13 protein-coding genes are annotated in these 13,452 nt (G+C 69.7%); 7 read left to right on the top strand and 6 right to left on the bottom strand.

Annotated features, from left to right (window positions below):
- Positions 1-29: 29 nt before the first annotated feature.
- Positions 30-260, bottom strand: a complete 231-nt coding sequence (locus tag ACIBB8_RS01350; RefSeq protein WP_398948328.1) for a hypothetical protein — start codon at positions 258-260, stop codon at positions 30-32.
- A 58-nt stretch (positions 261-318) separates the two neighbouring features.
- Here ACIBB8_RS01350 and map point away from each other — a divergent pair, with 58 nt between their 5' ends.
- Positions 319-1,176 carry a type I methionyl aminopeptidase gene (gene map / locus ACIBB8_RS01345; RefSeq protein WP_398948327.1) on the top strand — a complete coding sequence of 286 codons (858 nt, stop codon included), beginning with the start codon at positions 319-321 and terminating at the stop codon, positions 1,174-1,176.
- Positions 1,177-1,312: 136 nt separating this feature from the next.
- Here map and ACIBB8_RS01340 read toward each other — a convergent pair whose 3' ends face one another.
- A complete protein-coding gene (locus ACIBB8_RS01340; protein ID WP_398948326.1) occupies positions 1,313-1,984 on the bottom strand; it encodes a PhzF family phenazine biosynthesis protein in 672 nt (223 codons plus the stop codon).
- Positions 1,985-2,424: 440 nt separating this feature from the next.
- On the opposite strand from ACIBB8_RS01340, the gene efeO reads away from it, so the two are divergent.
- Genes efeO through ACIBB8_RS01320 form a run of 4 tightly spaced genes read left to right on the top strand, consistent with a single transcriptional unit; the run spans position 2,425 to position 6,741 of the window.
- Positions 2,425-3,561, top strand: a complete 1,137-nt coding sequence (gene efeO / locus ACIBB8_RS01335; RefSeq protein ID WP_398948325.1) for an iron uptake system protein EfeO — start codon at positions 2,425-2,427, stop codon at positions 3,559-3,561.
- A 20-nt stretch (positions 3,562-3,581) separates the two neighbouring features.
- The gene (efeB, locus tag ACIBB8_RS01330) at positions 3,582-4,868 is read left to right on the top strand and encodes an iron uptake transporter deferrochelatase/peroxidase subunit (protein ID WP_398948324.1); all 1,287 of its coding nucleotides are present in this window, start codon (positions 3,582-3,584) and stop codon (positions 4,866-4,868) included.
- A gap of 33 nt (positions 4,869-4,901) precedes the next feature.
- The gene (gene efeU, locus ACIBB8_RS01325; protein WP_398948323.1) at positions 4,902-5,873 is read left to right on the top strand and encodes an iron uptake transporter permease EfeU; all 972 of its coding nucleotides are present in this window, start codon (positions 4,902-4,904) and stop codon (positions 5,871-5,873) included.
- Positions 5,806-6,741 (top strand): hypothetical protein, encoded by a 936-nt coding sequence (locus ACIBB8_RS01320; RefSeq protein ID WP_398948322.1) that lies wholly within the window; start codon positions 5,806-5,808, stop codon positions 6,739-6,741. Before efeU ends, ACIBB8_RS01320 begins: the two co-directional genes overlap by 68 nt.
- Positions 6,742-6,840: 99 nt before the next feature.
- Here the strand turns inward: ACIBB8_RS01320 and ACIBB8_RS01315 are convergent, their stop codons facing one another.
- Both ACIBB8_RS01315 and ACIBB8_RS01310 read right to left on the bottom strand, forming a co-directional pair.
- On the bottom strand, positions 6,841-7,587 hold the full coding sequence (locus ACIBB8_RS01315; protein ID WP_398948321.1) for a bifunctional DNA primase/polymerase: 747 nt from the start codon (positions 7,585-7,587) through the stop codon (positions 6,841-6,843).
- A gap of 231 nt (positions 7,588-7,818) precedes the next feature.
- Positions 7,819-8,433: a TetR/AcrR family transcriptional regulator gene (locus ACIBB8_RS01310; RefSeq protein ID WP_398948320.1), complete on the bottom strand. Its 615-nt coding sequence runs from the start codon at positions 8,431-8,433 to the stop codon at positions 7,819-7,821.
- 245 nt (positions 8,434-8,678) lie between these two features.
- On the opposite strand from ACIBB8_RS01310, the gene ddaH reads away from it, so the two are divergent.
- Positions 8,679-9,527, top strand: coding sequence for a dimethylargininase (gene ddaH, locus ACIBB8_RS01305; protein WP_398948319.1), 849 nt, complete (start codon positions 8,679-8,681; stop codon positions 9,525-9,527).
- A gap of 33 nt (positions 9,528-9,560) precedes the next feature.
- Here the strand turns inward: ddaH and ACIBB8_RS01300 are convergent, their stop codons facing one another.
- A complete protein-coding gene (locus ACIBB8_RS01300; protein ID WP_398948318.1) occupies positions 9,561-10,562 on the bottom strand; it encodes a small ribosomal subunit Rsm22 family protein in 1,002 nt (333 codons plus the stop codon).
- Positions 10,563-10,749: 187 nt separating this feature from the next.
- On the opposite strand from ACIBB8_RS01300, the gene ACIBB8_RS01295 reads away from it, so the two are divergent.
- Positions 10,750-12,078 (top strand): hypothetical protein, encoded by a 1,329-nt coding sequence (locus tag ACIBB8_RS01295; protein WP_398948317.1) that lies wholly within the window; start codon positions 10,750-10,752, stop codon positions 12,076-12,078.
- 58 nt (positions 12,079-12,136) lie between these two features.
- Here ACIBB8_RS01295 and ACIBB8_RS01290 read toward each other — a convergent pair whose 3' ends face one another.
- Entirely contained in the window at positions 12,137-13,420 is a 1,284-nt protein-coding gene (locus ACIBB8_RS01290; protein ID WP_398948710.1) for a multidrug effflux MFS transporter, read from the bottom strand.
- Between the last annotated feature and the right edge of the window lie 32 nt (positions 13,421-13,452).

Raw genomic sequence — 13,452 nt, 5'->3', positions numbered from 1 at the left:
CGGCGTCCGGGGCGGAGCCCCGGCCGGGCCTACGCGTCGGCCTCCGGGGGCGTGGAGCGGTCGTGCCATTTGGGGTCGTTCTCCCACTCCAGGTTCCGCTCCTGCGCCCTCTCCATGGCGTGCCGAGCCTCCTCGGGCGTGGTGTACGGCCCGAACCGGTCCTTCGCCGGGCACTCCGGGCCCTCCTCGACCTTCTTGTGCTCCAGGCAGTAGTACCACTCGCCCGGCTTGCCGACCGTGCGCTTCTTGAACAGGGCCATCATCGACTCCTTTCCTAGGGGCCATGCTGCCCCAAGCGCGCTGGTTAGACTCGCTGATATGTCTGGCCAGTCGCTCCTCGTACCAGGGGAGATCACTCCCATCCGTTCCGTACCCGGAAACATCCGGCGCCCCGAGTACGTGGGCAAGCCCGCTCCCACGCCGTACACCGGCCCGGAGATCCAGGACGCCGACACCGTCGAGCGCATGCGCATCGCGGGGCGGATCGCCGCACAGGCGATGGCGGAGGCCGCGAAGCACATCGCCCCGGGCGTGACGACGGACGAACTCGACCGGGTCGCCCACGAGTTCATGTGCGATCACGGCGCCTATCCGTCGACGCTCGGCTACCGCGGCTTCCCCAAGTCGCTCTGCTCGTCGCTCAACGAAGTCATCTGCCACGGCATCCCGGACTCCACGGTGCTGCGCGACGGCGACATCGTGAACCTCGACGTCACCGCGTACATCAACGGTGTGCACGGCGACAACAACGCCACCTATCTCTGCGGCGATGTGGACGACGAGTCCCGGCTGCTCGTGGAGCGCACCGAGGAATCCCTGAACCGCGCCATCAAGGCGGTCCGCCCCGGGCGCCAGATCAATGTGATCGGGCGGGTCATCGAGTCGTACGCCAAGCGCTTCGGGTACGGCGTGGTCCGGGACTTCACCGGGCACGGGATCAATTCCTCGTTCCACTCCGGCCTGATCATTCCGCACTACGACAGCCCGCACGCGACCACCGTGATGCAGCCCGGCATGACCTTCACCATCGAGCCGATGCTGACGCTGGGGACGCACCACTACGACATGTGGGACGACGGCTGGACCGTGGTGACGAAGGACCGCAAGCGCACCGCCCAGTTCGAGCACACGCTGGTGGTGACGGAGACGGGCGCGGAGATCCTCACCCTTCCGTAACGCTCGTACGCGATCTTTCCCACCGGGCACAGGGGCGGAGTCGGCCGTACCGTTTTTACCGACGGGCCGTCGGGAAGTTGTCGACGCAGGCGAGCCCGAGTAGCGGCCCACGTCCCGGCCAGGATCCGCCGGGCGCTCAGCCGCGAGTGGACAGCCGGACGCGGCCCCCGATCTCCACCGTGCCGTCCGGTGCGGGTGCGGTGAGGATCTGGGAGCCGCGCCCCTGGGTGATGTTGAGGGCGCGGCCCAGCTGCGCGCTGAGCAGCAGCGCCGCGGCGCCCGTCGCCTCGTCCTCCACGATCCTTTTGTCGCGCCGCGGGAACGCCCGCGCCCTGACCCGCCCCGCCGCCTCGTCCTCCCACGCCCAGACGTAGAGCCAGCCCTCCCCGGGCGGCGGTCCGGTCAGCGCCTCGACTTCGGCGACGGATGCGTAGCGCTCCAGCGTGCGCGGCGGCGCCCACTCGGGGCGTGCGGTGATCCAGGTGAACTCACCGTCCTGGCGGGCGAAGAGCTCCCCGACCGGCAGTTCCAGAATCTCCAGATCGAGCAGCCAGGCGGTACCGACGAGCGGATGCCCGGCAAAGGGCAGCCGGAGCCCGGGCGTGTAGATGTCGATGTGCCCCCGCTCGGGGTCGTCGACGAACACGGTCTCACTGAAACCGAGTTGTCCGGCGAGCGCCTGCCGGGACGCCTCGTCGGGGTACGCACTCCCGTCGCGTACGACCCCGAGGGCGTTGCCGTGCCGGCCGTCGGGGCCGCAGAACACCCGCAGTACGTCGATGCCGGCGGGCACGTCGAAGTCATTCACGTGCGCATTCAAGCACCGCGCGGGCGCCGGCCGCGTCACAGGTCCGGACCGGCAGGGTGCCGGGCCGATGCACCCGAGGGGCCCAGAGCTCCCGTGGAGTCCGGAGTTCGACGGCCCCGTCGAGGGCGATCGCACTTTGTGTCGTCCGGGGCCAACGGGCCCGGGCGCCGGCGCAGTGCGGCCCGCCGCCGCTCGACGAGCCGGCCGCCGCCCTCGCCCTGCAGAACCGAAAGAAACCCGGCCACTTGACCTTTACTTGACCTTCTCTTGGGTTACCCATGGGTCGTTCGTGATCACCTCGTTCCTCCGCGCCCCAAGTGAGAGCTGAATCACTGCACGAGTGGGCATCAGTCAGGTAAGCCTCGGTTAAGTTAGGTTCGCCTCACCTGCCCTGCCTTTGTCCGTTCCAGTCCTTTCTCTTCAGCCTGTGTGGAGCCCGTATGCGAGCCGTTCGTCTCTCCGTAGTCACCGCTGCAGCCACCGTGGCAGCCCTGACCGCCGTCACGGGCTGCGCCGAGAAGAGTGACGGCAAGGGCGAGGGCGCTCTGAGCGTCGTCGCGAAGGACGACTCCTGCACGGTGTCCAAGAAGAAGCTCCCGGCCGGCCACATCGAACTGGCCGTCGAGAACAAGGGCTCCAAGGTCACCGAGGTCTACCTGCTCTTCCCGGATGCCCGCATCGCCGCCGAGCGCGAGAACATCGGCCCCGGCACCAAGGCCACCATCACGGCCGAGGTCAAGACCGGCTCCTACGACATCGTCTGCAAGCCCGGCATGAAGGGCGCCGGCTACCGGCAGAAGATCGAGGTCACCGGCGGCACCGCGGCCAAGCGCAGCCCCGAGATGGACAAGGCCGTCACCGAGTTCCGCACCTATGTGCAGGCGCAGGCCGACGAGACCCTGCCGAAGGCCAAGGTCTTCACGGACGCCGTCGCCGCCGGTGACATCGAGGCCGCGAAGAAGGCGTACGCCGAGTCCCGCATCGGCTGGGAACGCACCGAGCCGGTCGCCGAGTCCTTCGGTGACATCGACCCGAAGGTCGACCTCCGCGAGGACGGCCTGGAGTCCGGCCAGAAGTGGACCGGCTGGCACCGGCTGGAAAAGGCGCTGTGGCACGACAAGAAGCTCGGCGCCGAGGAGAAGGCTCTCGCCCCGGTCCTCTACAAGGACCTGGTCGACTGGCAGAAGCGGGTCGGCACGGCGGAGATCACCCCGACCTCGATGGCCAACGGCGCCAAGGAGCTCCTCGACGAGGTAGCCACCGGCAAGGTCACCGGCGAGGAGGAGCGCTACAGCCACACCGACCTGATCGACTTCAAGGGCAACGTCGAAGGTGCGCAGAAGTCGTACGAGCTGCTGAAGCCGATCGCGTCGAAGAACGACCCGGCGCTGACCGCCTCCCTGGACAAGCAGTTCGCGGCGTTGAACACGCTGCTGGACAAGTACCGCGCGGACAAGAACTCCTACGAGTTCACCTCGTACGAGAAGGTCGGCAAGGCGGACCGCAAGGAACTGTCGGACGCCGTCAACGCCCTGGCCGAGCCGCTGTCGCAGCTCGCCGCCGCGGTGACGAAGTAACGAGCGGGGAGGCTTCGCACATGTCCGAGGAGACGCAGAACACCGTCGTCGGCGAAGAGGCTACTGCCGCGACCGGCGGGCGTGCCCCGTCCCGCCGCGCCCTGCTCGGCTGGGGCGGTGCCGGACTGGCGCTCGGCGCGGTCGCGGCCGGTGGCGCAGTCGCCGCGGTGCGCCCGAAGAGCGATACCGTGCCGGCCGCGGACAGCGGCGCCGCGGTGCCGTTCCACGGTGTGCACCAGGCCGGTATCGCCACCGCTGTCCAGGACCGGCTGCACTTCGCCGCGTTCGACGTGACGACGAAGGACCGGGCCGAGCTGATCGCGCTGCTCAAGGAGTGGACGCGGGCGGCCGAGCGGATGACGGCCGGTCATGCGGTCGGCGACGGGGCATACGGTGGCCTCGCCGAAGCGCCGCCGGACGACACGGGCGAGGCGCTGGGGCTCAAGCCGTCCCGCCTCACCCTCACCATCGGCTTCGGTCCCTCGCTGTTCGCCAAGGGGCGGTTCGGTCTTGAGGACCGGCGCCCGGAGGCGCTCGTCGATCTGCCGAAGTTCCCCCGCGACAATCTCGAGACGGCCCGCAGCGACGGCGACCTGTGCATACAGGCGTGTGCGGACGACCCGCAGGTCGCGGTGCACGCCATCCGCAACCTCGCCAGGATCGGCATGGGCCGCACCGCGATCCGCTGGTCGCAGCTGGGCTTCGGCAAGACGTCCTCGACGACGCCCGACGCCCAGACCCCGCGCAACATGATGGGCTTCAAGGACGGCACCCGGAACATCTCCGGCACCGACACCGCGGCCCTGGACAAGCACGTGTGGGTCGGCGAGAAGGACAACGCGGGCTGGATGACCGGGGGTTCGTACCTGGTGGCCCGGCGCATCCGCATGCACATCGAGACCTGGGACCGGACCGGGCTCCAGGAGCAGGAGGACGTCTTCGGCCGGGACAAGGGCGAGGGCGCCCCGGTGGGCAAGGCGAAGGAACGCGACGAGCCGTTCCTCAAGGCGATGCTGCCGACCGCCCACGTGCGGCTCGCCCACCCGGACAGCAACGACGGTGCGACGATCCTGCGTCGCGGCTACTCCTTCACGGACGGTACGGACGGTCTGGGCCGGCTCGACGCCGGGCTGTTCTTCCTCGCCTACCAGCGCGATGTCCGTAAGGCGTTCATCCCGCTGCAGCGCCGCCTCGCGGCACATGACGCACTCAACGAGTACATCCAGCACGTGGGTTCGGCGCACTTCGCCGTCCCGCCGGGCGTCCGCGACAAGGACGACTGGTGGGGCCGGGCGCTGTTCTCGTAACGGGGCTCGAAGCGGACAAAGGAGAACCGAAACGTGTTCAGCAACTTCCTGATCGGCCTGCGCGAAGGCCTTGAGGCGAGCCTGGTCGTCTGTATCCTCATCGCCTATCTGGTCAAGACCGGCAACAAGAGCAAACTGCTGCCGATCTGGATCGGTGTCGGCATCGCGGTCGTCGTCAGCCTGGCGTTCGGCGCCGGTCTCGAATTCGGCTCGCAGGAGATGACGTTCAAGGCGCAGGAGGCGCTCGGCGGTTCGCTGTCGATCATCTCCGTGGGTCTGGTCACCTGGATGGTTTTCTGGATGCGGCGCACCGCGCGGCATCTGAAGAAGGAACTGCACGGCAAGCTGGACGCGGCGCTCGCGATGGGCACCGGGGCGCTGGTCGCGACGGCGCTGCTCGCGGTCGGCCGGGAGGGGCTCGAGACCTCGCTGTTCGTCTGGCGCGCGGTGCACGCCGCGGACGACGGCTGGCATCCGATGATCGGGGCGTTCCTCGGGATCGCCGCCGCCGTGGTGCTGGGCTGGCTGTTCTACCGCGGTGCGCTGAAGATCAACCTGTCGAAGTTCTTCACCTGGACCGGCGGCATGCTGGTGATCGTCGCGGCGGGTGTGCTCGCGTACGGCGTCCACGACCTGCAGGAGGCCGAGTTCCTGGGCGGCATCCACAACCGGGCGTTCGACATCAGCGCCACGATTCCGCCGGACAGCTGGTACGGCACGCTGCTGAAGGGCACCTTCAACTTCCAGCCCGACCCGACCGTTCTTCAAGTCACGGTGTGGGCGCTGTATCTGATCCCCACGCTCGCACTGTTCCTGGCCCCGGTAGGGTTCGGACGGTCAGTGGGGGCGACGGATCAGAAGGCGCAGAAAGCAACGGATGAGAAGCCTGAGGCCGATTCGGCTGGCGACGGGGCTCGCGGCAGCGACAGTGCTGAGCATGACGGCGAGCGGGTGCGTGACGGTGCACGGCGAGCTGGAAGTCGTACCGGCGGCGACGAAGCCTGAGGCCGCGAAGGCCCTCGCGGACTTCACCGCCGCGTACAACGCGGCGGACAAGGCTTACGATCCCGCGCTCGACGCGGACCGGGTGACCGGTTCGCTCGGCGCGATCAACCAGGCCGGCCTGAAGGCGCGGCAGAAGAACTACCCCGGCGGCAATGCCAACCACAAGCCGCTGGAGCTGACCGACGCCACCTACGTCATCCCGAAGAAGGCAGGCTGGCCGCGCTGGTTCGTCGCGGACACCGATTCCAACCGCGACCAGGACAGCGGGAAGCAGGACACCCGCTGGCTGATCGTCTTCCTGCGGTCCGGGCCCGACGCCGGGTGGCGGGCCGCCTATCTGTCGGTCGTGGCGCCCGCCGCGGTGCCCGCCTTCGCGAAGGACAGCGACGGGCGGGCCCGGCCGGTGGCCACGGACAGCAGTGAACTCTCCGTGGCACCCAAGGACTTGGGCACCCAGTACACGGAGTATCTGCAGAAGGGCACGCCGGACGTGTTCGCCCCCGGCGTCGCCACCTCGGGCTGGCGGGACGTGCGCAGGACCACCCGCCAGGCGGGCTTCTCGTACCAGTACATCGACCAGCCGCTGGACAGCGGTGCGTTCGGTCCGCTCGGCCTCGAGACCGAGGACGGCGGGGCACTGGTCTTCTTCAGCAGCAAGCACTTCGAGCAGCAGACCGCGGCGAAGGGGCTGCGTCCGCCGGTCAACGCGGATGTGCAGGCTCTGCTGACCGGTGAGGTGAAGACCACCCTCACCAAGGAGCGCGTCTCCAGCCAGCTGGTGTACGTCCCGAAGAAGGGCGCCGCGAACGGCGCCAAGGTCATCATGCTGAACCGGCTGCCGGGGCTCACCGCGGCAAAGGGTTCGTGACGCCATAACGCCGTGGGCCCGGGAGCCGGGGCCCCGCGATCCGGTGGCCCCGAACCGGGAGACGGGGGCGCAGGGCTCGTCAGGCCCCGCGCTCCAGCATCAGCGGCTGAGCGGCCAGGCCACCGACCCGTGGTCGAAATCGCCCTGGTCCGCCGCATCGGCGTACTGCGCACAGGCGTCGGTGAGCGTCTCCAGCAGCGTCAGCGGGTCCGGCAGCGGGTTCTCCGGCCCGCGGACCCAGTGCACGTCCAGCTCACCGGGGAGCAGGGCGGGCGGCAGGAGCACGTAGCTGCCGCGGCAGTGCCAGCGCAGTCCGGGATGCTCGTCCATGGTCTCGGGGTGGCAGTCCAGCTCGCAGGGCCACCACTCGTCCTCGTCCTCGGGGGTGCCGCGGGTGGCGGTGAAGAAGAGCATCCGGTCCTCGCCGGACACGGCCACCGGGCCGACGTCGATACCCGCGGCAATGAGCCGCTCCAGTGCCTGGCTGCCCGCGGTCAACGGCACGTCGAGGACGTCATGGATCATGCCGGTCGCGGTGATGAAGTTGGCCTGCGGCTGACTGCGGGCCCAGCGCTCGATCTGGGCACGGTCGGTGGTGGACTGCGTCTGCCAGGCGAAGGAGACGGGGTGCCTGGCGGGGGTGGGACAGCCGATGCGTTCGCACGAACATCGGTAGCCGATCGGGTGGGCGGCGGGTGCGATCGGCATTCCGGCTTCGGCGACGGCCAGGAGCAGCGCCTCCCGGGCGGTGTCGTCGACCGCGCGCTGCTGCGGTTTGGGTCGCCGGCGCAGCCATTGGGAAAACTTGCTCTCTGTGCCGCGAGAACGGCCGAAATCGGCGCCCATCTATCCCCTTACCTCAGCGTTGCCCCTGCCCCTATGGTCCCACCATCCTGCGCCCCGGGTGGCCAGAGTCCTGAAGCGGGGGCGTCGACCGATGCCTTGAGCAGGGCTCTTTGTAATCTTTTGTCCGGAAATGACAGGCGTGGCTGCGGCCGGCTCGGTGTGGCTGCGTCGCGCTTCGTGGCTCAGAGCCTGTCGGGCGACCTCTGATCGGGCGGACGCGGCGTGGTGCGCTCAGCGGGTGGCCAGACCGTGTAGGGCGTAGTCGACGAGCGCGTCCGCGTACGCGTGGGTGAGCGGCCTGGTCCGCAGCAGCCAGCGGTGGGTGAGCGGGGCGACGAGGAGCTCGAGGGCGATCCTCGGATCGATCTCGGCGCGTACGTCGCCCGCCTCCTGGGCGGCGCGCAGCCTGGTGACGTAGAGCTGCAGCTGCGGTTCGAGCAGCTTTTCGACAAATTCGGCGCCGAGCGCGGCGTCGACGATCCCCTCGGCGGCCAGCGCCCTGGTGGGTGCCTCGGTCACCGGATCGTTCAGCTCGTCGACGGTTGCCCGCAGGACGGTCCTCAGGTCGGCCGCCAGGTCGCCGGTGTCCGGGATGGCGTACCCGGCCGCTCCGGCCTGCTCGGCGGCCCGGTTGCCGAGGTCGACGAAGGCCTCCATCAGGACGGCGGCCTTGGAGGGCCACCAGCGGTAGATCGTCTGCTTTCCGACACCGGCGCGGGCGGCGATGGCCTCGATCGTCGTCCTCGGGTAGCCGACCTCGCCGACGAGGCCGAGTGCCGCGTCGTAGATCGCCCGGCGGGAGCGCTCGCTGCGGCGGCCGGGGTCGGGCGGCCGGTTATCTGCCATGCCCGTCACCGTAGCAGCGGAGCGAGGCGAGACGTATCGTCTCTGCATCTCTCCACAGACGTTACGGTGCATCCCGCAGAACCACCCGATCGGTTCACTGCGCGGTAGCTCCGATCGGCGCACCATGAGCTCACGCACAGACCCGTGCGAGCCCCGGCACTCTGCAGGCAACCCCTGCCGTCCGTGAGGAGCCCTCATTGCCGCGTGAAGCCACACCCTCGTCGCTTCGTGAAGCCGCTGTCCCCTTGCCTCGCGAAGCCACTGCTCCGGCGCCCCGTACAGCCACGCCGCGCCGCTACCTGATGTGCGCCCCGGCCCACTTCAAGGTCACCTACTCCATCAACCCGTGGATGGACCCGACCAAGCCGGTCGATCTGCCGCTGGCGCAGGCCCAGTGGGAGGACCTGCGCGACCGCTACCGTGCGCTCGGCCACACCGTCGAGCTGCTCACCCCGCGCCCCGAGCTGCCCGACATGGTCTTCGCCGCGAATGGCGCCACCGTCGTCGACGGGCGGGTACTGGGCGCCCGGTTCGCCTACCAGGAGCGGTACGCGGAGGCGGAGGCGCACCGGGACTGGTTCCGGGACCACGGCTTCACCGAGATCCGTGATCCGGACCATGTCAACGAGGGCGAGGGCGACTTCGCGGTCACTTCCTCGTACATCCTGGCCGGGCGCGGCTTCCGGTCCAGTCCGCTCTCGCACAACGAAGCGCAGGAGTTCTTCGGCCGGCCGGTGATCGGCCTCGATCTGGTGGACCCGCGCTACTACCACCTGGACACGGCCCTCTGCGTGCTCGACGAGGCGGGCGACGAGATCATGTACTACCCGGGCGCGTTCTCGCCGGGCAGCCGGTCGGTGCTGCGGCGGCTCTTCCCCGACGCACTGATCGCCGAGGAGGCGGACGCCGCCGCGTTCGGCCTGAACTCCGTCAGCGACGGGCTCCACGTGCTGGTGCCGCAGGGCGCCGCGGGCCTCTTCGACCCGCTCCGGGCGCGCGGCTTCGAACCGGTCCCGATGGACCTGAGCGAGCTGCTCAAGGGCGGCGGCAGCGTGAAGTGCTGCACCCAGGAGCTGCGGAGCCAGCAGGACTAGTGCCGTGACCGGCAATGTTTGCCGGGAGGGACACTAGTCACCCTCACCGTGGGGCGGCGGCCAGGCGTCGCCCCACTCGATGTCCCGGGCGGCCCGGTACAGCTCGCCGTGCCGCTTGGTGACCGTGGAGCGCTGCAGGGCCTCGTCGCGGGTGCACAGCTCCAGCAGCACCTGCCCCTTGCGGATCTGCGGCTTGCGGGTGACCCGGGCGGGTACCGGTTCGGTGGCGAAGCGGGTCGCCACGACATAGCTGAACTTCTCGTCCTCGTACGGCAGCGAGCCACCCTTCACCTGCCGGTGCAGCGAGGAACGGCTGACCCGGGCCGAGAAGTGGCACCAGTCGGTGCCCGGCTCGATCGGGCACGCGTCGCTGTGCGGGCACGGGGCGGCGACCGTCAGTCCTGCGGCGATCAGCCGGTCGCGGGCCTCGATGACGCGGGCGTAGCCGTCGGGGGTGCCGGGCTCGACGATCACGACGGCCTGGGCTGCGGCCGCCGCGGTGTCGACCAGCCCGGTGCGCGCCTGCGCCGTCAGTTCCTTGAGTACGTAGCTGATGGTCACCAGGTCCGTGGGGTCGAGCTCCAGTCCTGCACCGATCCGGGCCCGCCGCCACTCGGCCGTGCGCAGGGCCTCGATGCCGGAGGCCTCGGCGAGCTCGCGGCCGAGGGTGAGCGCGGGCTCGGCCCAGTCCAGGACGGTGGTCCGCTGGCCTTCCCAGGCCCCGGCGACGGCCCAGCTCGCCGCACCCGTGCCGCCGCCGATGTCGGTGTGCGTCGCGGGCGTCCACTCCGGAGCGGCCTCACGGAGGGCGGCGAGGGCGGACCGTACCGCTTCGAAGGTCGCGGGCATGCGGTACGCGGCGTACGCGGCGACGTCCGAGCGGTCGCGGAGCACCGGGGCATCGGTGGGGGTGGTCCCCCGGTAGTTGGCGATGAGCCGGTCGACGGCCTGCGCGGCCTGCTTGGGCGGCAGCCCGTCGAGGAGTCCGGCCAGCGCCGCGCGCAGGGCTTCCGCGGTGGAGAGGGTGACGTTCACCGACGAATTGTAGGCGGATTCGACCGGTTGTTCCCCGGCCGTTCCCCGGCAGGTTCCTGTCCCGTCCTGTGGCCCGTTGCCCGGCACGGGATCTTCGCGGAACAGCGCCGAATCCGAACTGCTGGTAAACCCTGGCCAGTTGCTACGCTGACCGCCGCGACGCCAGGATTGCTCATCGGAGGGGACCATGAGACAGAAGATCGTGCGCCTGACTCTGGTCGCCGGGGTGCTCGTGCTCGCCCTGCTGCTTCTGCTGGCCACATGCGGTGCCGGGGGCAGCCAGGACCGGAAGGGCGCCGACAAGCCGACGACACCCGTGCCGACGCCCACGGGTCCGGGCCCGGCGACGCAGCTCACGGTTCCTCCCGCGTACACCACGCAAAGCGGCTGGGAGCTCGTCAACACGTCCCCCGACTACGCGATCTCCCGGACGACGGGACGCCTCGGCTATCTGCTGCGGGTCGCCGACAACCAGTACCGGCTGGAGACCATCGACTCGGATACCGGAAGGGCGGGCTGGAAGGGCGAGAACTGGCGGCCGCCGGCCTCGAAGCACTCCCCCAAGCTGATCCTGGTCACCAAGAACGACGTGGAGTACTTCGTCACCTGGTCGTACGGAAAGGTCGGCGTGAACGCGCTGACCCCGGCCGACACGATCGTCTCCCTCGATGTGTACGACGTGAAGGACGGCGCCCGGCGGCGCATCGAGGTGCCGTGGTCCTCCGCACCGAGTGTGATCGCCTCCGGCCCCGACATCCTGATCAGCGACGGCCGGACGACCAGTGTGGTGGTCGACCCGGCGACCGGACGGTTCTCGAAGATCGCTCCCTCGGCGCTGAAGTACCCGAAGGACTGCCCGTCCTGCAAGCAGCTCACCGAGGTGTTCGGACTGACGAAGAAGGGCCTCCTGGTGAGCGGGGCACGGGAGTTCTGGGTGCAGGGCGGCTGGTTCAGCCGGAACGTCGCCCCGAAGAACACCGACCGCACCAGCGGGATCCCGACGACCGTGGCCCCCGGCTGGGTGCTGGCCAAGTGGCAGCTCGCCAAGGGGCAGAACCTGGCGCAGACCCATGATCTGTGGGCGTTGCACGACGCGGAGACGGGGAAGCCGGTGGCCACGGTGGAGTGCAGCAAGGTGGCCATCAAGCCGGGGCAGTACCCGCAGGCCGTCATGTCGCCCTCGGGGGGCTATCTGGTGGCCGGGAACCTCGCCTTCGACCTGACGGCGAAGAAGGGTTTCTGCCTGGAGGCACCGGACGGTTCGAAGCGGCTGACGCTGGCCTCCGTCACGGACGAGGGCATCGCGTACGGCGCGACGAACGTGCGCAACGCGACGGACGCCCTGAACGGCAGCGGGCGCCCGGTCGCCGTCGAGGTCGTCACGGGGACCCCGGAGGGGCTGCCGTCCAATGTGCGGCTGCCGGGCGCGGAGGCGGAGGCAGGCGTCGGCGTGTTCCGGTGGACGGACGAGCTCGACCGGCTGCACCTGCTCGGCTACCCGCGCGCGCCCCGCTAACGGCCTCCCCCGCGACAGGAAATGGGCTCCCGGCCACTCCCGGGTCATTCCCGAGCTTCTACGACTGCCGTTGCCAGGGCCGGCACAGGACCAGGAAGCAGGCCATCGCGCCGACCGCGCACACCACCTGGACGACTGCCATCGGGACGGCCGTCTCCTCCCCCGCGATCCCGACGAGCGGTGAGGCGGCGGCCCCGATCAGGAACGACGACGTACCGAGCAGCGCCGAGGCGGAACCCGCTGCGTGCTTGGTACGCATGAGCGCCTGGGCATTGGTGTTCGGCATCGCGAGCCCCATCGCCGACATCAGGACGAAGAGCCCGGCGGCGACCGGTATCAGACCGACCTCGCCGAAGACCCCGGACGTCATCAGCAGCAGCGCGACAGCGGCGAGGACGATGACGCCGAGCCCGAAGCCGAGCGCCTTGTCCAGGCTGATCCGGCCCACCAGCAGCTTGCCGTTGATCTGGCCGACGGTGATCAGGCCGATCGAGTTGATACCGAAGAGCAGGCTGAAGGTCTGCGGCGAGGCACCGTAGATTTCCTGGACCACGAACGGCGAGGCACTGACATAGGCGAAGAGCGCGGCGAAGGCGAGGCTGCCCGCGATCATGTAACCGGTGAAGACCCGGTCGCCGAGGAGCCCGCGCATGGTGCGCAGTGCGTCGCCGATCCCGCCGCTGTGCCGTTCCTCCGGCGGCAGCGTCTCGTGCAGCCACTTCCAGACGACGAGGGTCAGCACGACGCCGACGACGGTGAGGACGGCGAAGATGCCCCGCCAGTCAGTGAACCGCAGCACCTGTCCGCCGATCAGTGGCGCGACGATCGGTGCGACGCCGGAGATCAGCATCAGGGTGGAGAAGAACCTGGCCATCTCCACGCCGTCGTACAGGTCACGGACGACGGCCCGGGCGATGACGATGCCGGCCGCGCCGGCCAGGCCCTGCAGGAGGCGGAAGCCGATGAGAAGTTCCGCGGTGGGCGCGAAGACGCAGATGGCGGTGGCGAGTACGTAGACCGCCATGCCGAGGAGCAACGGCCGGCGCCTGCCCCAGCGGTCGCTCATCGGTCCGACGACGACCTGGCCGAGCGCCATTCCGGCGAGGCAGGCGGTGAGGGTGAGCTGGACGGTGGCCGCGGGGGCATGCAGGGCGTCGGTGACCGCCGGCAGCGCCGGCAGGTACATGTCCATGGAGAGCGGCGGAAGTGCGGTGAGACCGCCGAGGACGAGGGTGACGAGGAGTGCGGTGCGGCGAGCCGCGGCGGTGGCGGCGGGCCCGGTCCCGGCTGCGGCATTCGGTATGTCTGCGTGCTGGGCTCGGCTCGCGCCGGTCTCCGGCATTCTCATCTCCAAATAGTTGAATCCGCCTCTAT

Origin of the sequence: Streptomyces sp. NPDC051286 (assembly GCF_044455345.1) — a bacterium.
Lineage (GTDB): Bacteria > Actinomycetota > Actinomycetes > Streptomycetales > Streptomycetaceae > Streptomyces.
This window is presented reverse-complemented; position numbering and strand designations above follow the sequence as displayed.